This window comes from Mesorhizobium ciceri biovar biserrulae WSM1271, assembly GCF_000185905.1.
GTDB classification, from domain to species: Bacteria; Pseudomonadota; Alphaproteobacteria; order Rhizobiales; family Rhizobiaceae; genus Mesorhizobium; species Mesorhizobium ciceri.
The window spans coordinates 846,766-871,602 of sequence record NC_014923.1; the positions used below are offsets into that span (position 1 = coordinate 846,766).

Annotated in this window: 25 protein-coding genes; 10 read left to right on the forward strand and 15 right to left on the reverse strand. The window is 63.4% G+C overall.

Going from position 1 to position 24,837, the window contains the following annotated elements:
- Positions 1-53 precede the first annotated feature (53 nt).
- The 5 genes from MESCI_RS04010 to MESCI_RS04030 form a co-directional block, all read right to left on the reverse strand.
- The gene (locus MESCI_RS04010; protein ID WP_164919847.1) at positions 54-452 is read right to left on the reverse strand and encodes a hypothetical protein; all 399 of its coding nucleotides are present in this window, start codon (positions 450-452) and stop codon (positions 54-56) included.
- Between the two features lie 129 nt (positions 453-581).
- Positions 582-2,327 (reverse strand): SulP family inorganic anion transporter, encoded by a 1,746-nt coding sequence (locus MESCI_RS04015; protein ID WP_013528669.1) that lies wholly within the window; start codon positions 2,325-2,327, stop codon positions 582-584.
- 69 nt (positions 2,328-2,396) lie between these two features.
- Positions 2,397-2,675, reverse strand: coding sequence for a helix-turn-helix domain-containing protein (locus tag MESCI_RS04020; RefSeq protein WP_013528670.1), 279 nt, complete (start codon positions 2,673-2,675; stop codon positions 2,397-2,399).
- A gap of 267 nt (positions 2,676-2,942) precedes the next feature.
- On the reverse strand, positions 2,943-3,656 hold the full coding sequence (locus MESCI_RS04025) for a phosphatase PAP2 family protein (RefSeq protein WP_013528671.1): 714 nt from the start codon (positions 3,654-3,656) through the stop codon (positions 2,943-2,945).
- Between the two features lie 14 nt (positions 3,657-3,670).
- Positions 3,671-4,012, reverse strand: a complete 342-nt coding sequence (locus MESCI_RS04030) for a hypothetical protein (RefSeq protein ID WP_013528672.1) — start codon at positions 4,010-4,012, stop codon at positions 3,671-3,673.
- A gap of 169 nt (positions 4,013-4,181) precedes the next feature.
- Here MESCI_RS04030 and MESCI_RS04035 point away from each other — a divergent pair, with 169 nt between their 5' ends.
- Both MESCI_RS04035 and MESCI_RS04040 read left to right on the forward strand, forming a co-directional pair.
- Complete coding sequence (locus MESCI_RS04035; RefSeq protein ID WP_013528673.1) at positions 4,182-5,576, forward strand: sensor histidine kinase; 1,395 nt, start codon at positions 4,182-4,184, stop codon at positions 5,574-5,576.
- On the forward strand, positions 5,573-6,232 hold the full coding sequence (locus MESCI_RS04040) for a response regulator (RefSeq protein WP_013528674.1): 660 nt from the start codon (positions 5,573-5,575) through the stop codon (positions 6,230-6,232). Before MESCI_RS04035 ends, MESCI_RS04040 begins: the two co-directional genes overlap by 4 nt.
- A 291-nt stretch (positions 6,233-6,523) precedes the next feature.
- On the opposite strand, the gene MESCI_RS04045 is transcribed toward MESCI_RS04040, so the two are convergent.
- Positions 6,524-7,018, reverse strand: coding sequence for a hypothetical protein (locus MESCI_RS04045; RefSeq protein WP_013528675.1), 495 nt, complete (start codon positions 7,016-7,018; stop codon positions 6,524-6,526).
- A 562-nt stretch (positions 7,019-7,580) separates the two neighbouring features.
- Here MESCI_RS04045 and MESCI_RS04050 point away from each other — a divergent pair.
- Together MESCI_RS04050 and MESCI_RS04055 are read left to right on the forward strand one after the other, a co-directional pair.
- Positions 7,581-9,584, forward strand: coding sequence for a PhoX family protein (locus MESCI_RS04050; protein WP_013528676.1), 2,004 nt, complete (start codon positions 7,581-7,583; stop codon positions 9,582-9,584).
- A gap of 145 nt (positions 9,585-9,729) precedes the next feature.
- Positions 9,730-9,954 (forward strand): hypothetical protein, encoded by a 225-nt coding sequence (locus MESCI_RS04055; RefSeq protein ID WP_013528677.1) that lies wholly within the window; start codon positions 9,730-9,732, stop codon positions 9,952-9,954.
- On the opposite strand, the gene MESCI_RS04060 is transcribed toward MESCI_RS04055, so the two are convergent.
- A complete protein-coding gene (locus MESCI_RS04060; protein WP_013528678.1) occupies positions 9,946-11,136 on the reverse strand; it encodes a flavin-containing monooxygenase in 1,191 nt (396 codons plus the stop codon). The two genes, MESCI_RS04055 and MESCI_RS04060, sit on opposite strands and share 9 nt — an antisense overlap.
- 343 nt (positions 11,137-11,479) lie before the next feature.
- Here MESCI_RS04060 and MESCI_RS04065 point away from each other — a divergent pair, with 343 nt between their 5' ends.
- Positions 11,480-12,517, forward strand: a complete 1,038-nt coding sequence (locus MESCI_RS04065) for a phosphatidylglycerol lysyltransferase domain-containing protein (RefSeq protein WP_013528679.1) — start codon at positions 11,480-11,482, stop codon at positions 12,515-12,517.
- A gap of 65 nt (positions 12,518-12,582) precedes the next feature.
- On the opposite strand, the gene MESCI_RS04070 is transcribed toward MESCI_RS04065, so the two are convergent.
- On the reverse strand, positions 12,583-13,344 hold the full coding sequence (locus tag MESCI_RS04070) for an ABC transporter permease (protein ID WP_013528680.1): 762 nt from the start codon (positions 13,342-13,344) through the stop codon (positions 12,583-12,585).
- A complete protein-coding gene (locus MESCI_RS04075; RefSeq protein ID WP_013528681.1) occupies positions 13,341-14,267 on the reverse strand; it encodes an ABC transporter ATP-binding protein in 927 nt (308 codons plus the stop codon). Before MESCI_RS04075 ends, MESCI_RS04070 begins: the two co-directional genes overlap by 4 nt.
- A 261-nt stretch (positions 14,268-14,528) precedes the next feature.
- Here MESCI_RS04075 and MESCI_RS04080 point away from each other — a divergent pair, with 261 nt between their 5' ends.
- Both MESCI_RS04080 and MESCI_RS04085 read left to right on the forward strand, forming a co-directional pair.
- A complete protein-coding gene (locus tag MESCI_RS04080; protein WP_013528682.1) occupies positions 14,529-15,890 on the forward strand; it encodes a cytochrome ubiquinol oxidase subunit I in 1,362 nt (453 codons plus the stop codon).
- Between the two features lie 9 nt (positions 15,891-15,899).
- Positions 15,900-16,904: a cytochrome d ubiquinol oxidase subunit II gene (locus MESCI_RS04085; protein ID WP_013528683.1), complete on the forward strand. Its 1,005-nt coding sequence runs from the start codon at positions 15,900-15,902 to the stop codon at positions 16,902-16,904.
- 55 nt (positions 16,905-16,959) lie between these two features.
- On the opposite strand, the gene MESCI_RS04090 is transcribed toward MESCI_RS04085, so the two are convergent.
- The gene (locus MESCI_RS04090) at positions 16,960-19,554 is read right to left on the reverse strand and encodes a helix-turn-helix transcriptional regulator (RefSeq protein ID WP_245268587.1); all 2,595 of its coding nucleotides are present in this window, start codon (positions 19,552-19,554) and stop codon (positions 16,960-16,962) included.
- Between the two features lie 216 nt (positions 19,555-19,770).
- Between MESCI_RS04090 and MESCI_RS04095 the strand changes: the two genes are divergently transcribed.
- The 3 genes from MESCI_RS04095 to MESCI_RS04105 all read left to right on the forward strand — a co-directional run bounded on the left by MESCI_RS04095 (position 19,771) and on the right by MESCI_RS04105 (position 20,881).
- Complete coding sequence (locus MESCI_RS04095; protein WP_013528685.1) at positions 19,771-20,043, forward strand: DUF4242 domain-containing protein; 273 nt, start codon at positions 19,771-19,773, stop codon at positions 20,041-20,043.
- Entirely contained in the window at positions 20,021-20,308 is a 288-nt protein-coding gene (locus tag MESCI_RS04100; RefSeq protein ID WP_013528686.1) for a hypothetical protein, read from the forward strand. Before MESCI_RS04095 ends, MESCI_RS04100 begins: the two co-directional genes overlap by 23 nt.
- A 72-nt stretch (positions 20,309-20,380) precedes the next feature.
- The gene (locus MESCI_RS04105; RefSeq protein ID WP_013528687.1) at positions 20,381-20,881 is read left to right on the forward strand and encodes a hypothetical protein; all 501 of its coding nucleotides are present in this window, start codon (positions 20,381-20,383) and stop codon (positions 20,879-20,881) included.
- Positions 20,882-20,943: 62 nt separating this feature from the next.
- Here MESCI_RS04105 and msrA read toward each other — a convergent pair whose 3' ends face one another.
- From msrA to MESCI_RS04130, 5 genes are all read right to left on the reverse strand, one after another.
- On the reverse strand, positions 20,944-21,681 hold the full coding sequence (gene msrA / locus MESCI_RS04110) for a peptide-methionine (S)-S-oxide reductase MsrA (RefSeq protein ID WP_013528688.1): 738 nt from the start codon (positions 21,679-21,681) through the stop codon (positions 20,944-20,946).
- A gap of 142 nt (positions 21,682-21,823) precedes the next feature.
- A complete protein-coding gene (locus tag MESCI_RS04115; RefSeq protein WP_013528689.1) occupies positions 21,824-22,102 on the reverse strand; it encodes a hypothetical protein in 279 nt (92 codons plus the stop codon).
- Between the two features lie 107 nt (positions 22,103-22,209).
- Positions 22,210-22,905 carry a DUF1223 domain-containing protein gene (locus tag MESCI_RS04120; RefSeq protein WP_013528690.1) on the reverse strand — a complete coding sequence of 232 codons (696 nt, stop codon included), beginning with the start codon at positions 22,903-22,905 and terminating at the stop codon, positions 22,210-22,212.
- 272 nt (positions 22,906-23,177) lie between these two features.
- Entirely contained in the window at positions 23,178-23,549 is a 372-nt protein-coding gene (locus MESCI_RS04125) for an endonuclease domain-containing protein (RefSeq protein ID WP_164919848.1), read from the reverse strand.
- 109 nt (positions 23,550-23,658) lie between these two features.
- Positions 23,659-24,738, reverse strand: coding sequence for a TadE/TadG family type IV pilus assembly protein (locus MESCI_RS04130; RefSeq protein WP_013528691.1), 1,080 nt, complete (start codon positions 24,736-24,738; stop codon positions 23,659-23,661).
- Positions 24,739-24,837 lie beyond the last annotated feature (99 nt).

Sequence of the window (24,837 nt, forward strand, 5' to 3'; positions counted from 1 at the left end):
GCCCGTTGCGGTCGTCTGTCATGCGACGACCCAAAGGATGTTCTTCACCGAAACTAAACCTCGACGTGACCACCGGTTTGGGTCGACCGATGTTTCAGCATCACGTCAGATAGGGTGTCGCGTGCTGCTACCATTCGCTGATGCCAGTCGTTCTCCTTGTCGAGGACGATTGCACATTCACCCGCCTTTTTCCCTAGCAGGACCGAGTTGCTAAGCCGCGAAAAATACCATGTAGTAGCCGCAGCGTAGAAGATCGTGTGAGGCGAGTGCACTGAGGCTAGTTCGAAAATGGCGGGTGCGAACACCTCTTCTTGACCGAGCTTTCCGGACAAGATCGTCAATGCAGCGGCTATATAGGACAGGTGTGAAGATTGCGAGAGTATCTCGTATTCTTTCCGACGCCATTTCGTCATCGCATCAATTTTGAAGGCGCGGGCGATGGTATCGGACAAACCGCGAGGAGCGGCGCAAAGCGGTGTTCACGTCGCGCCGTGCGTGAGTCAGCTCAACGTCAAGAAGTTGGCATTCAACAGGTGGACACCTTGTCCTGACAATGGCCACCGGCCGGCAAATCCCGGCCCCTACCCCGCCTCGATCTTCCCTTTCAGCTGCGCCCGCGCATCCTTGATCGAGGCGGCGTAGGTCACCAGCGGGCGCTTGACGCCGTGGGTGATCAGCATGCGTCGGATCTGCGGCGCGGCACCCGATATGATGAAGCGGACACCGGCGCGTTTCGCCTTGTGGGCGGCGCCTTCGATGACGTTGGCCGCCGTCGAATCGAAGAACGGTACGGCCGAGCAGTCGAGGATGAAGTTCCTGCGCTGGTCGGCTATGCGGTCGAGCACGGTGCCGACGGTCGATGCGGCGCCGAAGAAGAAGGCGCCCGAAATGCGATAGACGACGGTGTCGGCGTCGGTCGCCTCGCTGGCATCGTAGGCCTTGGTGCTGTCGGCGACATCCTCCTGCACCAGCGGCTGATCGGCCTCGACCGCAATCGACTTGGCCATGCGGTCGATGAACAGGATCGACCCCAGCACGAAGCCGACGACGATGCCTTCGGTGAGATCGCGGAAGATGACGAGCAGAAAGGTCGCCATCAGCACCAGCGCATCGCCGCGCGAGGCACGCAGCAAGGTGGCGAAGGCCTGTTTCTCGAACATATTCCAGCACACGACCGCCAGCACGCCGGCCAGGGCGGCGAGCGGGATATAGCTGGCGAGCGGCGCCGCCACCAGCATCAAGGCGAGCAGGATGGCGGCGTGGACGATGCCCGAAACCGGTCCGTGGGCGCCGGCCCGCACATTGGTCGCCGTGCGGGCGATGGTGCCGGTGGCGCAAATGCCGCCGAACAGGGCGGATGCGATGTTGGCGAAGCCTTGCGCCACCAGTTCGCAGTTGGAACGATGCCGGCGGCCCGTCATCCCGTCGGCGACCACCGCCGAAAGCAGCGATTCGATGGCGCCCAGCAAGGCGAAGGCAATGGCATCCGGCAGCACGTCAATCATCCTGTCCAGGCTGATCGGCGGCAAAGCGGGCATTTGCAGGCTGCGCGGTATACCGCCAAAGCGGGTGCCGATCGTCTCCGCCGGCAGCGCGAGAAGCGCCACGACCAGCGATGCCAGCCCGATGGCGATGAGCATTGCGGGCCATGTCGGCCGCCAGCGCTTCAGGCCAGCGATGGTGGCGATGGTCAACACCGCCACCAAGGTCGCCGCCGGGTTGATGGTGCCGGCCGCCTCGCCGACCGCGATCAGCTTCGGGACCAGCGGTCCCGGCTCCTTGCCGGCAAGCTTCAGCCCGAACAGTTCGACGATCTGTCCGGAAAAGATGATGACGGCGATGCCGGCGGTGAAGCCGACCGTCACCGGATAGGGAATGAACTTGATGTAGGTGCCGAGACGGAGATAGCCTATGGCGAGCAGGAAGACCCCTGCCATCATCGTTGCCAGCAGCAGCCCGTCGATACCGACCCGGGCAACCGTCGCGGCCACCAGCACGATGAAGGCGCCGGCCGGGCCGCCGATCTGGAAGCGGCTGCCGCCGAGCGCCGAAATGATGAAGCCGCCGACGATCGAGGTGTAGAGGCCGCGCTCGGGCGTGACTCCCGAGGCGATCGCGATGGCCATCGACAAGGGCAGCGCGACAATGGCCACCGTCAGCCCGGCAATGGCGTCCGCCTTGGCGTCGGCGAAGGTGTAGCCCTCGCGCCAGACCGTCACGAGCTTTGGCGTGAACAATTCGGAAAATGTCGGCTTTGCCGACTGGTGGGCCGACCTTTGGGCCGATCTGGGGGCCGGTTCATGCCCTGCCCGCTGCGTCTGATCCATGGACTGCCTTTCGCACCCTGAAAGGCGGCGGGATCGTCGGCAGGGCTGTCGGCGGTCGCCGTCGCGACTTTATGCCGGCTCAGCCTTGGGATCCGGCGGCACGGCAGGCTTGAGGCGCACGCCCCGGCCGCCGCGCTCGCTGGCCTGATTCTCGCCGATCAGCTCCACCCCGGCCTCGTCGAGGGCCTGGATGACCTTCATCAGCGTGTCGACCACGCCCCTGACCACGCCATCGCTCGCCTCCATGCGCTGGATAGTCGGAAGCGAAACGCCGGCGCGCTCGGCGAGCGTCTTCTGATCGATGCCGGCCAGCGCCCTTGCGGCGCGCATCTGCGCGGCAGTGATCATCGGCCGGAATCCCCGTCTGAGTCTGCAGGAGTAAGGTGTAATATCATTATTCTGATGTTTCAAGCATTAGGATGAATGTTTGAGACGTAAGGGGCGGCGCCTGACTGACCATTTTTAGATACTTTCCCGGGATTGCGCGCTAAGGTTTCCATCTGGGCAGGGAGTAACGCGGTTGAATATCTTCAAGACTTTCATGACATCGGCAGCCTTGCTGTCGGCGGTTTTCCTGTTGGCCGGCTGCGGGCACGGGCTGATCAACCGGCTGATCTAGTCTCCAGTCTCGCCGTCCGGGTGCTGCCCACGCCATCGCTGCCACGTCCGGGCAGCGAGCCAGCACATCATCGCCCAGACGAAGCCGGCGCACCAGCCGGCCAGCACATCCGACGGCCAGTGGACGCCGAGATAGACGCGGCTGATGCCGACCAGCAGCGTCGTCAGCACCGCCAGCGACAGCACATAGATCTTCGTCGTTCGACCGGGCAGGAAGCGTGCCGCCAGCGCGCCGAGCGTCAGATAGGTCACCGCCGACAGCATGGCGTGGCCGCTGGGAAAAGACAGCGTCGTTTCGTTGACGAGATGCGAGACGAGTTCGGGGCGCGGCCGGTCGATTCCGGCTTTCAGCAGGCTCGACAGCACCTGACCGCCGGCCACCGCCACGAAGATGAAAAGGGCGGTCGCCGGCCTGCGGATAAGCAGGAGATAGGCGATTACCGCCGTCACGATCAGCACCAGCACGCTGCCGCTGCCAAGGCTTGTGATGTCGCGCATCGCCCCTTGCAGCCACAGCGGGCCGATCGGGCTGTCAGGCCGCCCCGCCTGGCGGAAGGCGAGCAGGATTTCGGTGTCGAAGGCGTGCGGGGTGGTGGCGCGCGCCATCTCCATCAGCTCCTCGAATCCCCAAAGGCCGGCCGCGATGACCAGGCCGGCCAGCAGCACCGGGAATTCGACCCGGTTGAGCAAAGCGTTCGCGGCATTCTTCATCGGCAATCCGCCCGTTACAGCCGGCCTTGCAGATAGGGTCCGAGCGTGATCAGCGCCACTGCGGCGATCGCCAGCATGATGCCGGTCGCCTGCAGCGCGTTGACGCGCTCGCCGAAGAAGACCAGTGCCACGACGTTCACCGATACCAGCTGGATGACGGCAGACAGGCTGAACGACACCGACATGCCGAATTCGCGGATCAGCCGCAGCATGATCAGATTGCCCAGCGAATAGAGCGCCAGCGTCAGCGCGATCTTGCCAAGGCTCGGCGCCAGGCCCCATTGCTTGGCGGCTGTCGCCGCCAGCAGGAAAATGACCGTTGAAAAGCCGAGCTGCAGCAGTCCCGAAAAACTCAACGTTCCGTCCCCTCTCGAAGCGGCTCCCGCCGCATGTGTCGCGGACGTTGTTTCCGAAGCGCGCCGGGACGTCAAGCGCTCGACCAAACGAAGCTCTTGGCAATGGCAAGACGGAGGCTCAATGTACCGACATCGTCCAGCCAGTCGATTGAAGGGCGGTCAGGGGTTCATGATTCGTATTCTGCAGAACTTGACGCGACGCTGGAGCGAACTCTCTCTTGCCTTGCAATTCGTCGTTGCCGGCGGTTTTGGCCTGCTGGCCGTCATGCTGGTGGTGGGCGCCTGGGTGACGGCGCAGATCAGAGAGGGCGTCATCCGCAATTCGGCCGCCACGACGGCGCTCTATGTCGACAGCGTGATTGCGCCGCTGCTTCCCGACTTGCGCAAGGAGCAGGAGCTCAGCGATTCCGTCAAGCAGGCGCTGGACGAGACGCTTGGCCAGGGCGCGCTCGGCAAGCGCCTCGAATCGTTCATGCTCTGGCGCCGCGACGGGACGGTCCTCTATGCCAAGGAGACGGCCCTGATCGGCCGCCGCTTCGCTCCGAGCGACAATCTGCGTTCCGCTTTCGAAGGCAATGTCGTCGCTGAATTCAATACTTTCGATGAGGATGAGAGCGAGGAGAAGGCGACCGGCTTGCCATTGCTGGAGATCTACAATCCCGTGCGCGAGCCCTGGTCGGGCGAGGTGGTGGCGGTTACCGAGTTCTATGAGATCGCCGACGATTTCCAGGCCACCCTGGCTTCCGCTCTGTGGTCGAGCTGGCTGATCGTGGCCGGCGCGACCCTGGCGGCATTCCTGCTCCTGTCGGGCATCGTCCTGCGCGGCAGCCGCACCATCGACGACCAGCGTGGGGCGCTGCGCCGCCAGGTGTCGGAACTGCAGGGTCTGGTGGCGCAAAACAGTGCCTTGCGACTGCGCGTGCAACAGGCCTCGCGCCGCGCCACCGCGCTCAACGAAAGATATCTGCGCCGCATCGGCGCCGACCTGCATGACGGCCCGGCCCAACTCGTGGCCCTGGCGGCGCTGCGCATGGACAGCCCGATATTTTCCAGCGATGGCCATTCAGGCGCAAGCCGCTCGACCGAGGTCACGATGATTCGCAAGACGCTGGAGGATGCGATGCGCGAAATACGCGGCATCTGCACCGGCCTTGTCCTGCCGCAGATCGAGACGGCTGCCGCAACCGACATTCTGCGGCTGGCCGTCAAGGAACACGAACAGAGGACGGGAACGTCGGTGACGCTGACGCTGGCCGGACAGTTGCCTGAACCCGGCGCCTCCGAGAAGATCAGCATCTATCGTTTCGTCCAGGAAGGGCTGAACAATGCCTATCACCACGGGCTAGGCAAGGATCAGGCGGTGAGTGCCGGGATGAAAGGTGGCAGGCTTTTTGTCGAAGTGTCGGACCGCGGGCCGGGTTTCGATCCCACGGCACGGGTCGAAGGCCTCGGGCTCGCCGGCCTCAGGGAACGGGTCGAAAGCATTGGCGGACAGTTCGAAACCTTGACCGGGCCGCAAGGTACGCGTTTGGTGATCCGTCTGTCGGTCGAGGAGCAAGCATGACTGGGACCATTCGCATTGCCATTGTCGACGATCATCCCCTCTTTCGCGAAGGTGTGACGCGCAGCCTGTCGGAGATCGGAGGCTTCGAGATGGTTGGCGAGGGCGCCACGGCGCAGGATGCCGAACGCCTCGCCGCGACGATGCGGCCCGACATCTTGCTGCTCGACATCTCGATGCCGGGCGGCGGGCTGAGCGCGGTCGCAAGCATCCTCGCCAACCATCCCGCCCAGAAGATCGTCATGCTGACCGTCTCGGAGGCCAATGCCGATGTGACCAAGGCGCTGAACGCAGGGGTGAATGGCTATGTCCTCAAAGGCGTCGGATCGCGCGGGCTCGCCGACATCCTGCGCAATGTCGCAGCCGGCGAAAGCTATCTCTCGCCGACACTATCGGCCCGGCTGCTTTCGGATCTCCAGTCCCAGCAGCCGACCGACGGCTTGGCGGAACGGCTGCGGCAGCTCACCGATCGGCAAACGGAAATCCTGCGGCTGGTGGCGGAGGGGCTGAGCAACAAGGAAGTCGCCTTGCGGCTTGAGCTGCAGGAGAAAACCGTCAAGCATCACATGACCGGAGTGCTGTCGAAGCTCAATGTGCGAAATCGCACCGAAGCGGCCTTGATGATGCGTGAGTGGCGCGACCGCGACAGGCCTTCCTAAAGCATTTCACCGTTTCACGGAAACGGCGACCTGCTCTAACTCTGTGACGCAATTCCCAAGGGAAAAGCGCTACGGGAAAACCGCTTCACACTTTTTCTAGAATTGCTCGGGGCAGGTCCGAAGAAATGCGCAGCGGTTTCCCGTCCCGGATTGCGCAAAAGCGCGTCGCGCCTCGGGACCGCAGCCATTGCGGTGCCGAAAACCGGGACGACGCCGGCCGGAAACGAGGTCACCTCCGCCGGGGGGCGGCGGAGGTGACGTGCAAAGCTGACCGTTGCCTGTTGGCCAGCTTCACAAGGCCTTGAGACGATTGGCATCGGCCGGCGTGGCCTGGCGGTCGATGATCGTGCGACCGAGAGCGTCCTTCATGCTGAAACGACCGTTCTCGAGCTTTTCCGTTATGCCGTCGGGATGCCTGACTGTGATCTTGTTGCCGGTCACGTCGACCTTGTCACCGGTCTTTGCATTGACATGGCTCCCGCTCTTACCCTGATTGGATCCTGATTTGCCGTTGTTGCCGCTATTACCGCTGTTGCCGTTATTCCCATTGCCGTTGCCGCTGTTCCCGCTATTGCTTCCGCCGGAATTGCCGCCGTTGCCGCCCCCACTGTTGCCTCCGCCACCACCGCCGCCACTGTTACCGCCACCCTTGGCGTATGCGCTGACGGTGTGGATGCCGGAAACGGAGCCGTCCAGGACAATTTGATAGGGCGCAATCGTCAACACCAGCGCCGCTGCCGATTTGAGCGCCAGCCGGCAACAACGGGTCGTGACCGATCTGTGCATTCTGATCTCCGACGACTGAGCCCGGCGCGCCCCACCCCAACGTTGCAGTGCAACCAACATTGCCGAAAGACGCGGCGCCCGGAAGCGACCTCCGACCGTTGCGGTTGTCAACCAGGACCATTGCAAGCGCAAGGTTGGACTAAAGTCCCAAGTATATGCTACATTAGCTTCGCATGAACGGCGCCGTGACCGCCATCGCTAAACGGGAGACTGGCTTTCCCGATGCCTGACGACGGCAGACGCCGAACATCAAGTCACCTCCGCCGGGGGCGGCGGAGGTGACTTGTCGAGGGTGCAGTTGCCCGTTGATCTGTTTTTTGCAAACGACTGATGTCGTCCGCCGTCGCAGGATGCGCGGCCAAGATGCCGCCTAAGGTCTCCTTTCATCTCGAACCGGCGATTCTGGAGCAGTTCACGGTCTGCGGGAATGCTTAGCCAGCGCTGCGCGCAATGCCTGTCGCGTCTGAAAGGTCTCCCGATGTCACGAAAATGTGATCCGGCGATTATAAGGGGGTCAAACAGGTACCCACGCTCCAGCCAATCCAACAGCCAGAGGCAAGCCATGACTGACCTTCGCTCCCCCGACACTCGATTCCGCACCAGCCTGCTCGAGGAAAACGACGGCCCGGCCATCAACGCTTCCGACAACCGCACCATGGGCGAGATCATCGCCGCGCGGTTCTCGCGCCGCGGCTTCCTCAAGGGTTCGCTGGCTGTCTCGGCCATCGCCGCCACCGTCAGCCCGCTGGCGCTGATCAGCGCCGACGAGGCCCGGGCCGCTGAAGGCTCGGCCTTCACGTTCGACGAACTCGAGGCCGGCATCGACGACAAGCACCACGTCGCGCCGGGTTACGACGCCGATGTCTTGCTGCGCTGGGGCGATCCGCTGTTTGCCGATTCGCCCGACTTCGACCCGACGAAACAGTCGGCCGAGGCCCAGGCGAAACAGTTCGGCTACAACAACGATTATGTCGGCTACATCCCCATCGACGGCTCGGCCGAACATGGCCTGCTGGTGGTCAACCACGAATACACCAATCCGCATCTGATGTTCCCGGGCATCGTGAAGATCGTCGAGAAGGACGGCAAGAAGTCGGCCGAAGTCGCACCCCTCTCGAAGGAGCAGGTCGATGTCGAGATGGCAGCTCACGGCGGCACCATCGTCGAGATCCGCAAGACATCAGGCAAATGGCAGGTGGTGCGCGACGGCAAGCTCAATCGCCGCATCACCTCCAACACCGAAATGGCGCTGTCCGGTCCGGTTGCCGGCCATGACCGCGTCAAGACCAATGCCGATCCGTCCGGCACCAAGGTGTTCGGCACGTTCAACAATTGCGCCGGCGGCGTCACGCCCTGGGGCACCTATGTGATGGCCGAGGAGAACATCCATGGCTATTTCTCCGGCGAGTTGCCGGAAGGCCACAAGGAAGCCGCGAACTACAAGCGTCTCGGCATTCCCGAAGGCGCCTATGAATGGGCGGCGCATTACGAGCGTTTCGACCTCGCCAAGGAGCCCAATGAGGCCAACCGCTTCGGCTGGATCGTCGAGGTCGATGTCAACGACCCGACCTCGACGCCGAGGAAGCGCACCGCCATGGGCCGCTTCAAGCATGAGGGCGCCGAATCGATTGTCGCCAGGGACGGCCGCGTCGTCTTCTATCTCGGTGACGACGAGCGCTTCGACTATGTCTACAAGTTCGTGACCAAGGCCGCGTTCGATCCGAACGATCATGCCGCCAACAGGGACCTGCTCGATGATGGCACGCTGCATGTCGCCAGGTTCGCCGAAGATGGCACGGTCGAATGGCTGCCGATCGTCTTCGGCCAGGGACCGCTGACGGCTGAAAACGGTTTCACTGGCCAGGCCGACGTGCTGATCGAGACGCGCCGCGCCGCCGACCTGCTCGGTGCCACCAAGATGGACCGCCCCGAAGACATCCAGCCCAATGCCGTCAATGGCAAGGTCTATGTCATGCTGACCAACAATTCGAAGCGCAAGGCCGACCAGGTAGACGCCGCCAACCCGCGCGCCGAAAACGCCTTTGGCCACATCATCGAGATCTCCGAGGACGGCGGTGATTTCACCGCCGCCAAGGGCAAGTGGGAAGTGCTGCTGAAATGCGGTGATCCGGCGGTCGCCGATGTCGGCGCCACCTTCTCGACGGCAACGACGGCCAATGGCTGGTTCGGCATGCCCGACAATTGCGCGGTCGATTCGGCCGGGCGTCTCTGGGTCGCGACCGACGGCCAAGGCCCGAAAGCCACCGGCCGCACGGATGGTCTGTGGGCGGTGGACACGGAGGGGGCGGCGCGGGCAACCTCGAAACTGTTCTTCCGCGTGCCGATCGGCGCCGAAATGTGCGGTCCGCTGTTTGCGCCCGACGACCAGACCGCCTTCGTCGCCGTCCAGCATCCGGGCGATGGCGGCGAGGACTGGGAAGCGTTCGGCCGCCCGTCCTACTATGAGGATCTGTCGACGCGCTGGCCCGACTTCAAGCCCGACATGCCGGTGCGGCCGTCGGTGGTCGCCATCACCAGACAGGGCGGCGGCAAGATCGCGGTCTGATTTCCCTCCAGCATGGGGCGCAGCAGCGGAGCAGATTTGCACCGCTGCCGCCCCTTGAAGTCGCGGCATGGGGTGAAGTTGGTCAAGCCTCGGGAAAGATTGGCAATTTAAGCATGGCGCCCTAGGTCTTCATCAGGAGATCGCCATGTCGAAGTCCGTCTATGACCGTGGCTTGCTCAAGCCAGCCGATATCGCCAAGCTGCAGCGCGTGTTCGACGAGGCCTGCCGGCGGCGCGAGGCACATCCCGATTCCGCCGACGCGCGGGAAATCGCGCTTAACCTGCTCGCCCTGCACAATGCCGGCATGGTGGAAGAGGACATGCTGATGGAGGCCGTCGGTTTCCGGCGGCTGGAACCCAAATCAGCGTGATGCGCCGGGTTGGTGCGAGGCCGACCCTGCAATCCGTTTGGCGATCGCCTTGGCCAGGATGCCGGCATTGGCGAAGCAGCCGCGAATGCTCGGCCGCATGCCGGTGAACCACAGACCGGGCAATTTCGGATCGGCTTGCCCGCCGTTGAAGAGCGGAACGCCCTTGGCGTCGAGCACGCCGAGCTTGCCGACCATCGGCTCCAGCCCGGTGCGGTAGCCTGTCGCGGCAATGACGATGTCAGGATAGATCAGGCTGCCATCGGCCAGGATCACGCCGTCGAGGGTGAATTCTCTTATGCCGGGTACGACGGTGATCTTGCCGGCCTTTATGGCGCTGACGGCGCCGTCGTCGGCGGCGATCGCGGTGTAATCCGAGGTCAGGCGGCTGGCGCCGCCCGCAGGCGCGCGCGGCAGGCCGAATTTGGTCAGGTCGCCGAAAGCCAGGCGCTGCGTCGCCGACATCACCGCGTCGGCGACCCGCAACGGCAAGCGAGCCATGAACGGCGAAAGCCGGTGCACGGCGATCTTGCCGATGCGCTTGGGCAGCAGGGCGGGACCGCTGCGGGCCGACAGCCAGATGGCGGCCGTGTCTATGCCGGCCAGATGATTGAGCGCATCGAAACCCGAATTGCCGGCGCCGACGACCAGCACTTTCTGGCCCGCATAGGCCTGTGCGTCACCGAAATCCGCCGAATGGATGATGCGCCCGACGAAATCCTTCATGCCTTTCCATTCGGGAATGAACGGCTGCCTGTCGCGGCCGGTGGCGACGACGACATTGCGGGCCAGCCGCAGGCCAGCGCTGGTCCGTACCGCCCAGTGATCGCCCTTGAAGGCAATCTCTTCGACAGCGACGCCAAACTGCACCGGCAGCCGGTTTTCCTCCCTGAAATCATTCATGTGGCGGATGACGACCGTCCGGTGCGGAAAGGCGGGGGTGCCGGGGGGATAGGGGAGACCAGGCAGCGAAGAAAGATCGCGGTGGGTGTTGAGATGCAATTGCTGGTGCCGCCGGTGCCATGGCTCAGCCAACCGGCTTTCCTTTTCCAGGATCGCCGTCGGCACGCCGGCGTTCATCAAGGCGTGCGCGACGGCCAGCCCGGCAGCACCGGCGCCGACGACGATTGCCGGCTCGACCTTGGCCGGCAGATCCACAACCGATCTGATTGTCGTATCAGTCATTCACTCGAATCCCGTTCGACGCTAGGCTGGCAGGACGCTGTAACCGTTTGATCCCGCGCAGGATCCCTGCAGCAAACCGCGGCCGAAATTTCGAGCGATGCGAATTAGCTCCGTACGCCGGGCCGCGGTTGCGCTCTATATGGCATATGCGCGATATCAACGGTAATCAGGTCGCGGCAATGTGATTGATTCGAGGCTCGGGGTGGCTGGCGGGTCTCGGTTATCCCCACGCGCATGCCCGAAATCGACTCCGATTTTCGAGTCATGCGCAGAATCAAAGTGTTACAGCACCTTGGCGCGTCCTGGACGGCCGGCGCTGTAGGCGGCACGCGGAATCTCGACCATGCCCTCCTTGCGGTTCTATTTCGACAAGATCCTTGAGGCCGCCGCGCCCGAGGTCGAGCGGCAGGCGCTGACCCATGTCGAACGCCTGGCACTGGTGCGCCGCTATGGCGACTTCTCGCTCGCCTATTCCACCGCCGTGCAAGGCAAGCTCTCCTATTTCGGCGACGCCGACGGCTACATCGCCTTCGGTACCAAGATGAAGCACCATTTCGCGCTCGGCGACCCGGTGGCGGCTCCGGCGCGTCGGGCCGATTACATCAAGCGCTTCGTCGAGACCGCCGGCAGCCCGTGGTTCGTGCAGGTCGGCGAGGAAACCGCACGCGTGCTGGCCGGCCTTGGCTACAAGGTCAATCGCCTCGGCATCGACACCCGCCTCACCCTGCCCGAGCATGATTTTTCCGGGAAGCGCAACGAGACCGTGCGCTACTCCGAGCGCTGGCTGCTGAAGAAAGGCTTTTCGTTCGACGAGGACAAGCGCACGATTTTTCTGGATGAAATTGCCCGGCTTTCGGAAAACTGGCGCGGCGACCGCATCGTCAAGCGCTGGGAGATGGGCTTTCTCAACCGCCACTTTGCCGACCATCTCGGCACCGACATGCGCCGTTTCGTCCTGCACGGTCCCGACGGCGGACTGGTCGCTCTGCTCGACTTCGACCCGCTGTGCCGCAACGGAAAGGTCATCGGCTACACGACGGCCTTCAAGCGCAAGCATATCGACGCTTCGCCGCATGCCGAGGTCGGCCTGACCAAATTCGCCGTCGATCGTTTTCGCGAAGAGGGCATCTCGGTGGTCACGCTCGGCCTGTCGCCGATGCTCGATATCGGGCCAAGCGGCTTTGCCGAAAGCGATTTCTGGCGCAATGCCTTCCAGCGCGCCTACGATTCGCCCTGGGTCAATCGCCGCAGGTTCAACCTGCAGGGCCAGGCGGCCTTCAAGCGCCGCTTCCACGGTGTCGAGGAGCCGGTCTACATCGCCTTCCGCAAGGGGACGTATGTCGAGATGCTGGGGTTGCTGCGGCTGGTCAAGGCGATCTAGATCTATCGATATTCAGGTGAGGCCGGCCTGACCTGAATCTCAACAGACCTGGCGGCGTTCTGCCGTCAATTCCTCAACCGATACCCTGTCCTGAAGATCCAGGCGACGATCGTTATACAGATCAGCAGGAAGACGACCGTCATGCCGAGGCTGACGCCGACCGAGACGTCGGACTTGCCGTAGAAGCTCCAGCGGAAACCGCTGATCAGGTAGACGACCGGGTTGAACAGCGTGATCGTGCGCCAGACCTCGGGCAGCATGTTGATCGAATAGAAGCTGCCACCGAGGAAGGTCAGCGGCGTGATGATCAGCAGCGGAACCAGTTGCAGCTGCTCGAAACTCTTCGCCCAGATGCCGATGATGAAGCCGAACAGGCTGAAGGTCACCGCCGTCAGCACCAGGAAGGCGAGCATCCAGAACGGATGCAGGATGGTGAGCGGTACGAACAGCGAGGCGGTGGCCAGGATGATCAGGCCGAGGATGATCGACTTGGTCGCGGCACCGCCGACATAGGCGATGACGATCTCCAGATAGGAGACCGGCGCCGACAGAAGCTCGTAGATCGAGCCGACGAATTTCGGGAAATAGATGGCAAAGGAGGCGTTGGAGATCGACTGCGTCAACAGCGATAGCATGATCAGACCCGGCACGATGAAGGCGCCATAGCTGATGCCGTCGATCTCGGTGATGCGCGAGCCGATGGCCGAGCCGAAGACGACGAAATACAGCGACGTCGAGATGACCGGCGAGACGATGCTCTGCAGCACGGTGCGGAAAGCACGTGCCATTTCCATCCGGTAGATCGCCCATACTGCGCGAAGGTTCATAGCTCCCTCCTCACCAGATTGACGAAGATCTCCTCGAGCGAAGAGTTTTGCGTGTCGATATCGCGGAACTGGATGCCGCCGGCCTCGAGATCGCGCATCAACGAGGCGACGCCGGGCCGCTCGGCCTGGTTGTCATAGGTGTAGGTCAGCTGCCCGCCATCGGGCGACAATTCCAGCGCATAGCGCGAGAGCGCCTCGGGAATGGCCGTCAGCGGATTGCGCAGTTCCAGCACCAGCCGCTTGCGGCCGAGCTTGCGCATCAGTTCGGCCTTGTTCTCGACCAGGATGATCTCGCCGCGGTTGATGACGCCGACGCGGTCGGCCATCGCTTCGGCTTCCTCGATATAGTGCGTGGTGAGGATGATGGTGACGCCGTCCTCGCGCAGCCGGCGCACCATCGCCCACATGTCCTGGCGCAGCTCGACGTCGACGCCGGCGGTCGGCTCGTCGAGGAACAGGATGCGCGGCTCATGCGACAGCGCCTTGGCGATCATCAGCCGGCGCTTCATGCCGCCCGACAGGGTGATCGCCTTGGCGTCCTTCTTGTCCCACAGTGAGAGATCGCGCAGCACCTTCTCGACAAAGCCGTGGTTGGCCGGCTTGCCGAACAGGCCACGGCTGTAATTGACCGTCGCCCAGACGCTCTCGAAGGCATCGATGGTCAGTTCCTGCGGCACAAGCCCGATCAGACCGCGCGCGGCGCGATAATCCTTGTTGATGTCGTGGCCGTCGACGGTGACGGTGCCCGACGAGCGGTTGACGATGCCGCAGACGATCGAGATCAGCGTCGTCTTGCCGGCGCCATTGGGCCCAAGCAGCGCGAAGATTTCGCCGCGCTGAATGTCGAGATTGACTTCCTTGAGCGCGGTAAAACCGGTGGCGTAGGTCTTGGAGACCCCGGAAATGGACAGGATGGAAGGCATGGATGAAAACGGCTGCTTGAAAGAGGTCCCCTGATATAGGCCGAATGTCGGTGCTTGCAACCGCAAGTCAATGCCCTGCTGACAGTTCTCGACAATCGTTGCCGGCCGGCCATTGCAGGTGCGGCGCACGGGCCCGGAGTTGCGCGGCATGCAACCGGGAAAATTGTCCTGTGGCGTTCAGCCTCGCGGCAGGACGCCGCTTTGACCTGAACTCGCTTCGGGCCTATTCTTCGCGAGTATTTGCAGCAGCCGGAGCCCATCATGGACCCGCTCATACTTTCGCGTATCCAGTTCGGCGCGAATATTTCATTCCACATTCTATTTCCGACGATCACCATTGCGCTGGGTTGGGTGCTGCTGTTCTTCAAGCTGCGCTACAACGCGACCAACGATTCCGCCTGGATGCGCGCCTATTTCACCTGGGTGAAGGTGTTCGCGCTGTCCTTTGCCATGGGCGTGGTTTCGGGCGTCACCATGAGCTTCCAGTTCGGCACCAACTGGCCGGGCTACATGGAAAAGGTCGGCAACATCGCCGGGCCGCTGCTGGCCTACGAGATCCTCACCGCCTTCTTCCTCGAAGCGGCCTTCCTCGGCATCATGCTGTTCGGCTTCCGCCGCGTTTCCAACCGCATCCACACGCTGGCGACGGTGCTTGTCGCCGGCGGCACCACCGTCTCGGCGTTCTGGATCATCGCGCTCAATTCCTGGATGCAGACGCCGGCCGGCTTCGAGATGCGCGACGGCGTGGCGCATGCGGTCGACTGGTGGGCAATCATCTTCAACCCGTCGATGCCCTACAGGCTGACCCACATGCTGCTGGCGTCGGGGCTGACGGTGTCGTTCCTGATCGCTGGCCTGTCGGCGCTGCGCTATCTCACCGGCGACCGTTCGGAATCGATGTGGAAGGCGCTGCGCACCGGCGTCTTCACGGCCGCGATCCTGATCCCGATCCAGATCTTCGCCGGCGACCAGCATGGGCTGAACACGCTGGAGCACCAGCCGCAGAAGATCGCCGCCATGGAAGCCAACTGGAACACCGGCCCCAACGTGCCGCTGGTGCTTTTTGCGCTTCCCGACGAGGCCGCGAAGGAAAACAAATTCGAGATCGCCATTCCCGACGGCGCCAGCCTGGTGCTGCGGCACTCGACCAGCGGTGTCGTGCCGGGACTGAACGATTATCCCGGCAACCATCCGCCGGTCTTTCCGGTGTTCTGGGGTTTCCGCGTGATGGTCGGCACAGGCATATTGATGCTGCTCGTCTCGTGGTCGGCCGCCTTCTTCCTCAAGCGCCGGCACAGCCTGCCGAAGCCGCTCGCCATGCTGATGGTACCGATGGCGCTGTCGGGCTGGCTGGCGACGCTGGCCGGCTGGTACACCACCGAAATCGGCCGACAGCCCTGGCTGGTGACGGGCGTGCTGAAAACGGCAGACGCGGTCGGCCCGGTGGCGGGCAGCCATGTCGCGCTGACGCTGGCGACCTACCTCGTTCTCTATGTGCTTTTGCTGATCGCCTATCTCGGCGTGCTGGTGCACCTGGCGCTGAAGGCGGCGAAGGACGGCGATTCATCGCCGCTGCCGGGCGTCATGAACGCCGCCATGTCGCAGCCGGCGGCTGGCGAGTAGGAGAAGAAGATGAGCTTCGACTGGCCAACCGCGCTTCCCCTCATCTTCGCCGGCCTGATGGGCCTCGCCATCCTGATCTACGTCATTCTCGACGGTTTCGATCTCGGCATCGGCATCCTGTTCGCCGCCGCCGAAGACGCCGAACAGGATACGATGATCGCCGCGATCGGCCCGTTCTGGGACGCCAACGAAACCTGGCTGGTGCTGGCCGTCGGCCTGCTGCTGGTCGCCTTCCCGCTGGCGCATGGCGTCATCCTGACGGCGCTCTACATTCCGGTCTTCGTGCTTTTGCTCGGGCTGATCCTGCGCGGCGTTGCCTTCGATTTCCGCGCCAAGGTGCCAGCTGGCCGGAAGCATCGCTGGAACCGTATTTTCTTCCTGGGTTCGCTCATCGCCTCGCTGGCGCAGGGCTACATGCTGGGTGTCTATGTGCTCGGCCTCGATGTCGGCCTCGGCGGCATGGCGTTCGGCGTGCTGGTGGCGTTCTGCCTTGCCGCCGCCTACGCGGCGATGGGCGCCGCCTGGGTGATCTACAAGACCGAAGGCGAGCTGCAGAAGAAGGCGGTGCGCTGGCTGCGCACGACGCTGGTGCTGACCGCGCTCGGCATGGCCGCGGTGTCGCTGGCGACGCCCTTCGCCAGCCCGCGCATCTTCGACAAATGGTTCGTCTGGCCGGAGATGCTTTATCTGTCGCCGCTGCCGATCCTGTCGGCGCTGCTGTTTCTGTGGCTGTGGCGGCAGACCTTCCATCTGCCGAAGCCCGACGACCGCCATTCACTGACGCCGTTCCTGACGCTGGCGGCCATCTTCGCGCTTGGCTTTGCCGGCCTCGCCTGGTCGTTCTACCCGTTCGTGGTGCCGGATCGCCTGACCATCTGGCAGGCAGCCTCGGCACCGGAAAGCCTGGCCATCATCCTGGCCGGCACCGTGGTCGTGCTGCCGATCATCATCTTCTATTCCTTCTATGCCTACCGGGTGTTCGGCGGCAAGGCGACCGACCTGACCTACGATTGATCCGCTCCATCTCTTTGACGCAAAGCGCCATGGGCTTTCTCAGGAAGGGCTGCTTTCAGATCAGCCCGGAATCGCGCGCGGCAGCTGTGGCCTCGCCACGCGAGATGGCATCCAGCTTACCCAGAACCGCGGAGACATGGTGATCGACGGTTTTTGGTGAAATGGTCAGATGCTCTGCGATCCGCTTGTTGGAGAAGCCGCGCTCGATCAGTTGCAGCACTTCCATCTGGCGTTGGGTCAGGCCGGCGCTGTTGGCGCGCGTGGTCTGGCGCGGCCCCCGGGCGATGCGAATGACGCCGTTGCGCCGCATGATTTCGCGCACATGGCTCGCAACCGGCTTGGCTCCAAGGGTCTCGAATATCTCGAGTGCCGCACGCTGCGCCGGCTCATCGCCCTGGGCGAGCGCGAGCGCACGTTCATAAGGTGCGTTGAGATCCGCCCAGACCGCGGCCGCCCCTTGCCAGTCGCCAGCCAGGAGCATTCGGTACGGCGCGGCCATGCCGGCCGTATCCCCCGCGTCGCTACCGGCGGAGAGGATCTGGCGCCAGCTGGCCAGTTCGGCAAACATAGCCCGCGTCGGCGACAGGGTCTCGGCAAGGTCGATCAGCCGCAGCGCCTCGGCGATTTCCGCCTCGCCGAGCCATGCCTGCTCGGCGACGATGGCGGCGTACGGCAACAGCCGCTGCAATTCGGCTCCCCTTTCCAGGAACCGATTCATTTCCGCCAGCAGCGGCTCGGCCGAAGGATCTCCGCGCCGAAGACGCAGTTTCACCAGGGCCACCAAAGCGGGATAGCGGACCAGCGCCGTCGCCTGGTCATTGCTTATGACATCCAAAGCCTCGGCGGCAGCTTCGTTCCAGTATCCCTGACGCAACAACAACTGTGCCCGAACCCCACGCATATAGTCACGCCAAGTCGCCAGATCGTTGTCGACGCAATAGTCGATGCCGCGATCGAGGAAGGATTGAGCCTGGCTGTAGCCCAATTGGTTGATCTCGCCACAGGCGCAATTGGTGAAGGCACGCGCGGCGTGCTCCTGAAAATTCTGCTCCAGCGCGATTTCAAGGCTGCGGGCGAGATGCAGCCGGCTGCTGGCCAGATCCAGCCACTGCTCGGCGGCGCCGACATTGTTGAGCGCGTGACAAACGACATCCTGCCGGTCCAGCTGCTCGGCAAGCTCGATCGCCCTGCCGCCCAGCGACAGGGTCTCGTCGAGCCTTTCGGCCAGCATCGCCAGCTGCGAAAGGTTCGAATAGGCCATGGCAAGTTCGGCACTGGCGGGAACTGCCTCCAGCAACGCGACCGCCTGGGCGCCGAACAGGTCGGCTGCCGGGCGGTCGCCCAACAGATAGGCGAAGCGCGATAGCCACCTGAGGCTGTCGCCTTCCTTCAGCGTGTTGCCAAGCGCCTTTTGCAACGCGCGGGCTTGTTCCTGCGCCTTGATGGCCTCGTCAATGCGGGCGATCAAGTGACACTCGAAGGCATACTGCTCGTAAAGTCCGGCGCGTTCTTCCACGGGCAAGGTGTCGGCCTGCCGCAAGGCGACCTCATAGTAGCCGGCGGCGTCGCGATGGGCGCCGACACGCGAAGCCTCGCGCGCGGCGATCGGCGCGAATTCGCGCACCGCCTCGAAATTGTGCGCTTCCACGGCGTGATGGACCAGGCGTGCGGTGGCGACGCCGCCATTTTCAAGCAGCGCCGACAGCGCGCGCTGGTTGAACAGTCTCCTGTAACTTGTCGTCAGCATCATCTCGATGGCGCGGCGTGCGATTTCATGGCGGAAGGCATAGCCATCGCCCAGATCGTCGAGCAGCCCATTCGACACACATTCCGCCAGCTGTCCGGCGCTGGCGACGCCGCACAGGCCCTGCAGAGCCCAAGCATCGGCCCGCCTGGGAAACACCGACACCGCGTCGAGCATCGAGCGGGCACCGGCGGACAGCCGTTCGGCCCGCGCCACAACGGCGTCCCGCACGCTGGCCGGTGGCGTCATCTCATTGTCGGCGCACAGGAGCTCGGTGACGAAGAAGGCATTGCCGGCGGTGACCCGGTAGATGGCGTCGCCATCGCGGCCGGCAGCGCTGGCGAGCGACAGGACGGCCGCCTCGCTCAACAGCGGCACGTCGATACGGGCAACGTTGCCCGACGGAATTTCACCCAGCGCCCGGCGCACACGCGCCTGTCCTTCGCTGCGGTCGGTGCGCGCCGTCAACAGGACCAGGATGTGGGTGTTGGCGATGCGCCGGCCAAGAAAGCGGACGAAATCGAGCGTCGCGTCGTCCGCCCAATGCAGATCCTCGATTACCAGAAGCGTCGGCTGGGTCCTTGTCTCGAACACGTCGAGGGCACCGGAGAACAGTGGCAGCCGCTGACCCTGCCGGGCCTCGATCGCCTGCGGCATCGCCCATTGCGCCTCGCGGGCGAGGTCATAGAGCGGTCCGAGCGGATCGGGGATCGACAGGTCCTCGCAGGCGCTGCGCAAGATGCGCGTAGCCTTGGCCGCGCCGGCGACGAAGGCCTCGACCAGTGCGGTCTTGCCGGCGCCGGCCTCGCCCGACAACGCCACCACGCTGCCGCGACCACGCGCGGCTTCGGCGAGAAGTCCGTCCAGCTGCTCCAGCTGTGTCTGCCGTTCCAGAAGCATGATCATCCGCTTTTCGTGATCCGGGTCGCCGCCGCACCCCGCTTTCGTCAGGCAGGATAGCGCGGCCCGGTATCAGCTTTGTGGCTCCAGCAGTGAACGCCGTTAACATGGGGAATCGTCCCACGAAACATAGGGAAAGGTTCCGATGCGCGCCCCTGGCGAGCGTGATCAATGTCCTCCGCGCTCAAAACCGGGCGTGAAACAGTAAAAAAGGAACCTGATATGCCTCGCTATGTGGTTGAACGTACATTTCCCAACGGCCTCAGCGTGCCGGTGAACGATGCCGGCGCCGATGCGCTGGGCGGCGTCATCATGCGCAACGCGGAGAAAGGCGTGACCTGGGTGCAGTCCTTCGTCTCGCCCGACAAGAAGCAGAGCTTCTGCATCTATGACGCGCCTTCGCCGGAAGCGATCCGCAGCACGGCCCAGAAAAACGCGCTGCCTGTCGACAAGATCACGGAGGTGCGGGTTCTTGACCCTTACTTTTACCGTTGACCCGATCGATGAATATCAAACTGCCCTTCGCGGCGACGGCAGCGTGCCTGACGAATCGTTCAGCGGGCCGTCGGCGGCGTCGAGACCCGTCGGACGAGACCCGTTACCGGGCCGGGCTTTCTGGCGGCTGGCCTCGCTGCTGTTCGCGCCATTGCGCAAGAGTCGGCGTCGATTGCCTCCGCAGGACGATTATCTGAGACGCGACATCGGCCTGCCGGAGCTCGAGGGGCTGCCGCACTACTGGGACTTCACCCGGTACCAATGATGCGTGCAGCCGAGATCCGACGTCGCAGCGGGAGCGGCTGCTCCCGCGCGCCATCAACAAGGAGGAGAGAACATGAACATCCATCTGTGGACCAAACACCTCATCAACCTGTCGATCCTGTCGATCGCGGCCACGGCGGCCAATGCTCACCACGCTGGCGCGCTGGACGAGAAGGTGCGGGCAGCCAACAGCCGCTTCGAGAACGTGGCGATGGCGACGGCCGAGGGCTATGCGCCGATCCCTTGCGCCAGCGGTATCACCGGCGGCGCCATGGGCATCCACTATGTCAATGCCGGTTATCTGAAGGACGATGCGGTCGAACTCGCCAAGCCCGAGGCGGTGATGTACGAGCCGATGGCAAACGGCAAGCTGAGGCTGGTGGCCGTCGAGTACATCACCTCGAAAGGTCCGGCTTCGCTGGAAGGGCAGCTGTTCAATTTCGACAGCGCGCCCAACCGCTACGGTCTAGGCCCGTTCTATGAACTGCATGTCTGGGCCTGGAAGAAGAACCCGGCCGGCACCTTCGCCGACATGAACCCGACTGTGTCGTGTGACGCGATGAAGGCCATGTAGCCGGCAGGGGCGGGGCGGCTGAGTGCGCAAATCTCCCCCCGCGAGGGGGAGATTGCGCGTTCTCAGTTGCTTGCCGCCAGCACCAGCACCGGCTTCTCGCTATAGAGCGCCGGGAACAGGGCCTTCAGGTTCGCCACCTTGGGCAGGTCGTTGTAGACGATGTAGGGATAGGTCGGGTTCAGCGTCAGGAAATCCTGATGATAGTTCTCGGCCGGATAGAAGGTCTTGCCGGTTTCCAGCGTGGTGACGATCGGCTCCGGGAACACCTTGGCCTGGTCGAGCTGGGCGATGTAGCTTTGCGCGATCTTCTTTTGGGCATCGTTTTCGGCGAAGATCGTCGAGCGGTACTGCGTGCCGGAGTCCGGACCCTGGAAATTCAGCTGGGTCGGGTTGTGGGCGACCGAGAAATAGACCTGCAGCAGCTGGCCGTAGGTCACCTTCGACGGATCGTAGGTGATCTCGACGGATTCGGCATGCCCGGTACGGCCTGAGCCGACCGTCTCGTAGACGGCGGTGTCCTTGTCGCCGCCGGTGTAGCCGGAGACGGCCCTGGTCACGCCCTTGACGTGCTGGAACACGCCCTGCACGCCCCAGAAACAACCGCCGGCGAAGACTGCCTTTTCAGTGCCGGTGGCCGCCTTCTCGTCGAGTGCCGGCGGCGGGATCTTCACCGCGTCCTCGGCCGAAACCGCCGGCGTCAGCCAGAAGGCGGCGCCAGCGGCGGCCAGCGCAAGAGCGGCGAGCGCGCTGCGGAAGACGTTCGACGATTGTCTGATGACTGGTTTTTGAATGTCGGTCATGGCTTGAGCTCCTGTGACGTCCATCATGTGGAGTCTATTGGATAAGATACGATCATGCGACGGGCGAGTTGCGGCCGAAGCCTCACTTTCACGTGCATCCGGCTTCGGACCCGCGGGACCGAAGCCGGAAACAGCACCGCCTTTACTTGGCCGGAGCCATCGCATCCGTTGCCGGCTTCATGGCGTCAGCCGCCGGCTTCATGGAATTGGTGGCCATCGGGTCGGCAGGCTTCATCGCCTCCGTTGCAGGTTTCATGGCGTCTGCGGCCGGCTTCATCGCATCCGCGGCCGGTTTCATGGCATTTGCAGCCGGCTTCATCGCATTGGTCGCGTCGTCGGCACGGGCAATGCCGCCGGCAAACAGCGCCGTCGAGCACAGAGCGAGAGCGAGCGCCGGCAGCGTCAGGCGGGAAATGGTCATGATGGTCTCCTTGGGGTTGGTCGGTCGTTGAAGGCGCGTCCTCTTGACGGCCGTGCTATGCGGCGCCGCTCCATGCGGCGTTGCGCAATTTCTTGTCGAAGCGCGATCTAGTCGGTCGCAGCAGCCAGGATCGGTCCGCCACCGGGCGACTGCACGAGCACGACGGTGCTCAGGCCGCCGGATGCGGCGGGCAGCGGATACGTCGCTGCCGCGCCGGTCCAGCTGCCGAGTTTTTTCAGCGCATGCACGACATTGGCGTGCGGCAAGGTGCGGCCGGTGTTTTCGCCGCGCGCCACAGGCACCTCGACGACGCCCTTGGCATAGCGCACCAGCCAGACATCGGCGTGGCCGCCAGGTGCGGCGCCGGCGCCGATGCTGATCTTGCCGTCATCGAGCGACAATGCCGGGCCGCTTGTCCGGCCGCTCGCCGCAATCAGCTTTTCGATTTCGCCGGGTGCGGCACCGACGACATCGGCATGGCCGTTGACCACCACTTGCGGCGTGAACGGCCCGTCATGACCGAGCGCCGGCTCGTAGCTGACCTGGCGCTGGGTGAATTCCTGTTTTCCGAAGATATCCTTCCAGCCGAGATAGTCCCAGTAGGTGACGTTGAACGACAGCGCCAGCACGCCGGGCTGGTCCTTGACCTTGATCAGATTGGCATTGGCCGGCGGGCAGGACGAGCAGCCCTGGCTGGTGAACAGCTCGACCACGCTGAGCGGCTGGGCGGCGGCCGCACCGAGCGACGCTGCCAGCGCAATAGCCGAGAGGCTGGCGACTGTAACGAACTTGGACCCTGACATCGGCTTGCTCCGTGGGCGGCGGCGCCTGGAAGCACCGCAGATATCCCCACTTCGCCGCTGTCGGCGCCTTCGTTACAGCGCTCACCGGTTTGTGATCGGGCCGCAGGCGTTCTTCCCTTCTCCCCCTGTGGGAGAAGGTGTCGCCGCAGGCGACGGATGAGGGGTGTTCCAGGGAAAGCCAACGTCTCACTCCGCTAGAACACCCCTCATCCGTCTCGGCGCTACGCGCCGATCCACCTTCTCCCACAGGGGGAGAAGGGAAGAACGCGCCCCTACCGCCAAGGCTGTAGGCTGGTATCCCGTACATAGGCGATGATGGTATCGCAAACGGCGTTCATGTCTTTCAGAACGTCATCGTTCCAAAAGCGCAAAATGCGAAAGCCTTTCTCTTCCAGGTGAGTTTTGCGGACGCTGTCAGACTCCAACTCCGCATGCTGGCTGCCATCGATCTCGACGACCAAGCGTGCTTCGAAGCAGACGAAATCAGCAATGTACTTTCCAATGGGAACCTGGCGCCGAAATTTTATCCGGTCGAGCCTGCGGTCGCGCAGTTCATGCCACAACCGGTCTTCCGCTTCCGTCATTGCACGCCGCAGCGAACGGGCGAAGCTTCGTTTGGCTGGCGGGACAGGTTGATGCGGCATGGCTTAGATTAGCCAGCTATTGCGCTCCGTCCAGCACCCCTCATCCGTCTCGGCGCTACGCGCCGATCCACCTTCTCCCGCAAGGGGAGAAGGCAAAGAAGAGCAGCATCTACTGCGTCAGCCGCGTGTTGTTGGGCCGCTTGTTGAAGTCGCATTTGCCGGTCACGTTGTAGAAGAAGTCGGCGTTGCTGACGGGCGCCGGCACCTTGTTGCCGCCGTCTTCCCAGGCCTGGTAGGCTGTCGCGCCGCAAGGCACGAGGCCGAAGATATCAACGATCTGGCCGGTCGCCATCTCGTTGTAGTCGATAGCGCCCGTCTGGTCCGATTTGAGGCCGCTGTAGAGCCTGTTGGACGTGGTCGGATCGTTCGACATGAGCTTGCTTGGGTTGCCCGATGGCACATCCATCTGCAGATAGAGGCCGGCCATCTGGCTGACATTGATCTGCGCGCCGGCGCCATCGGCGGGATACATCGTATCGACGCAGTAATATTTCGTCTGGAACCCGTCGGTCTGGATCACCGCGCCAGCGGGCGTGCTGGAATCGACGAGCTTGCAGACCTGCTTCTGGGCCACCGTGGTGACCGTCTTGCCGGCTGAATCGGTGGTGAGAACGCTGACGGTCGTGGTGCCGTAACCTTTCGGATCGCCAGTCTTGCCATAGGCATAGTCGATCGTCATCAGCGGCTTGCCCGCTGCGGCGCCGAACATCGTGCCGTAGAGCGTCATTTTCTTGTTCCAGTAGCCCGAAACGCCGGTGACCTTGAAGGTGGCCTCCACCAAAGCCGGCGCCTTGTTCACCGCCGACGTAACGCCGACTGCCACCGAAGGAATCCTGGCGATCTGCATGAACACGGTCGGCATGGCGAAACTTGCCGAGGCCTGCGCGGTGGCGGTGCCGTTGGCGCTGACGTCGAAGCTGTTCAGCGTCGCGGTGCCCTGTCCACCATTGGCCATGTAGGAAGCCTGCATCGCCACCTGGCGCTGCGGCTTCGTCGAGGCCGTATCCATCGTGGTGATCGACAGGATCGCGGCGTCGAGTGCCGCCTGCTCGGTCGACCTGGTCTGGACAGCGGAGGTGTAGTCGACGGAAAAGCCGATCGCGGTGATCAACGGTATCATGGCAAGAATGAGTATCGGTGCGAACGAGCCGCTCCGCGACTCGATAAAACTGCCTGCAAGCCCCCGCATGCCTTCGTCCTTACATCAGATATTTCCCTCCGCTAACATCCCGTTCGCAAATTATGCTCTAACGGGCTTGGTTAAAATTTATAGATTTTTCGCGAAAAG

What these genes read in the sequence shown, in the direction of transcription:
- MESCI_RS04055 (WP_013528677.1), top strand. Translation starts at nt 9,730, where the DNA reads ATGTCGAAGTCCGTCTATGACCGTGGCTTGCTCAAGCCAGCCGATATC.
- MESCI_RS04065 (WP_013528679.1), top strand. Translation starts at nt 11,480, where the DNA reads ATGCCCTCCTTGCGGTTCTATTTCGACAAGATCCTTGAGGCCGCCGCG.
- MESCI_RS04085 (WP_013528683.1), top strand. Translation starts at nt 15,900, where the DNA reads ATGAGCTTCGACTGGCCAACCGCGCTTCCCCTCATCTTCGCCGGCCTG.
- MESCI_RS04035 (WP_013528673.1), top strand. Translation starts at nt 4,182, where the DNA reads ATGATTCGTATTCTGCAGAACTTGACGCGACGCTGGAGCGAACTCTCT.
- MESCI_RS04095 (WP_013528685.1), top strand. Translation starts at nt 19,771, where the DNA reads ATGCCTCGCTATGTGGTTGAACGTACATTTCCCAACGGCCTCAGCGTG.
- msrA (WP_013528688.1), bottom strand. Translation starts at nt 21,681, where the DNA reads ATGACCGACATTCAAAAACCAGTCATCAGACAATCGTCGAACGTCTTC.
- MESCI_RS04070 (WP_013528680.1), bottom strand. Translation starts at nt 13,344, where the DNA reads ATGAACCTTCGCGCAGTATGGGCGATCTACCGGATGGAAATGGCACGT.
- MESCI_RS04080 (WP_013528682.1), top strand. Translation starts at nt 14,529, where the DNA reads ATGGACCCGCTCATACTTTCGCGTATCCAGTTCGGCGCGAATATTTCA.
- MESCI_RS04060 (WP_013528678.1), bottom strand. Translation starts at nt 11,136, where the DNA reads ATGACTGATACGACAATCAGATCGGTTGTGGATCTGCCGGCCAAGGTC.
- MESCI_RS04040 (WP_013528674.1), top strand. Translation starts at nt 5,573, where the DNA reads ATGACTGGGACCATTCGCATTGCCATTGTCGACGATCATCCCCTCTTT.
- MESCI_RS04115 (WP_013528689.1), bottom strand. Translation starts at nt 22,102, where the DNA reads ATGACCATTTCCCGCCTGACGCTGCCGGCGCTCGCTCTCGCTCTGTGC.
- MESCI_RS04025 (WP_013528671.1), bottom strand. Translation starts at nt 3,656, where the DNA reads ATGAAGAATGCCGCGAACGCTTTGCTCAACCGGGTCGAATTCCCGGTG.
- MESCI_RS04020 (WP_013528670.1), bottom strand. Translation starts at nt 2,675, where the DNA reads ATGATCACTGCCGCGCAGATGCGCGCCGCAAGGGCGCTGGCCGGCATC.
- MESCI_RS04105 (WP_013528687.1), top strand. Translation starts at nt 20,381, where the DNA reads ATGAACATCCATCTGTGGACCAAACACCTCATCAACCTGTCGATCCTG.
- MESCI_RS04045 (WP_013528675.1), bottom strand. Translation starts at nt 7,018, where the DNA reads ATGCACAGATCGGTCACGACCCGTTGTTGCCGGCTGGCGCTCAAATCG.
- MESCI_RS04075 (WP_013528681.1), bottom strand. Translation starts at nt 14,267, where the DNA reads ATGCCTTCCATCCTGTCCATTTCCGGGGTCTCCAAGACCTACGCCACC.
- MESCI_RS04130 (WP_013528691.1), bottom strand. Translation starts at nt 24,738, where the DNA reads ATGCGGGGGCTTGCAGGCAGTTTTATCGAGTCGCGGAGCGGCTCGTTC.
- MESCI_RS04125 (WP_164919848.1), bottom strand. Translation starts at nt 23,549, where the DNA reads ATGCCGCATCAACCTGTCCCGCCAGCCAAACGAAGCTTCGCCCGTTCG.
- MESCI_RS04090 (WP_245268587.1), bottom strand. Translation starts at nt 19,554, where the DNA reads ATGATCATGCTTCTGGAACGGCAGACACAGCTGGAGCAGCTGGACGGA.
- MESCI_RS04015 (WP_013528669.1), bottom strand. Translation starts at nt 2,327, where the DNA reads ATGGATCAGACGCAGCGGGCAGGGCATGAACCGGCCCCCAGATCGGCC.
- MESCI_RS04050 (WP_013528676.1), top strand. Translation starts at nt 7,581, where the DNA reads ATGACTGACCTTCGCTCCCCCGACACTCGATTCCGCACCAGCCTGCTC.
- MESCI_RS04120 (WP_013528690.1), bottom strand. Translation starts at nt 22,905, where the DNA reads ATGTCAGGGTCCAAGTTCGTTACAGTCGCCAGCCTCTCGGCTATTGCG.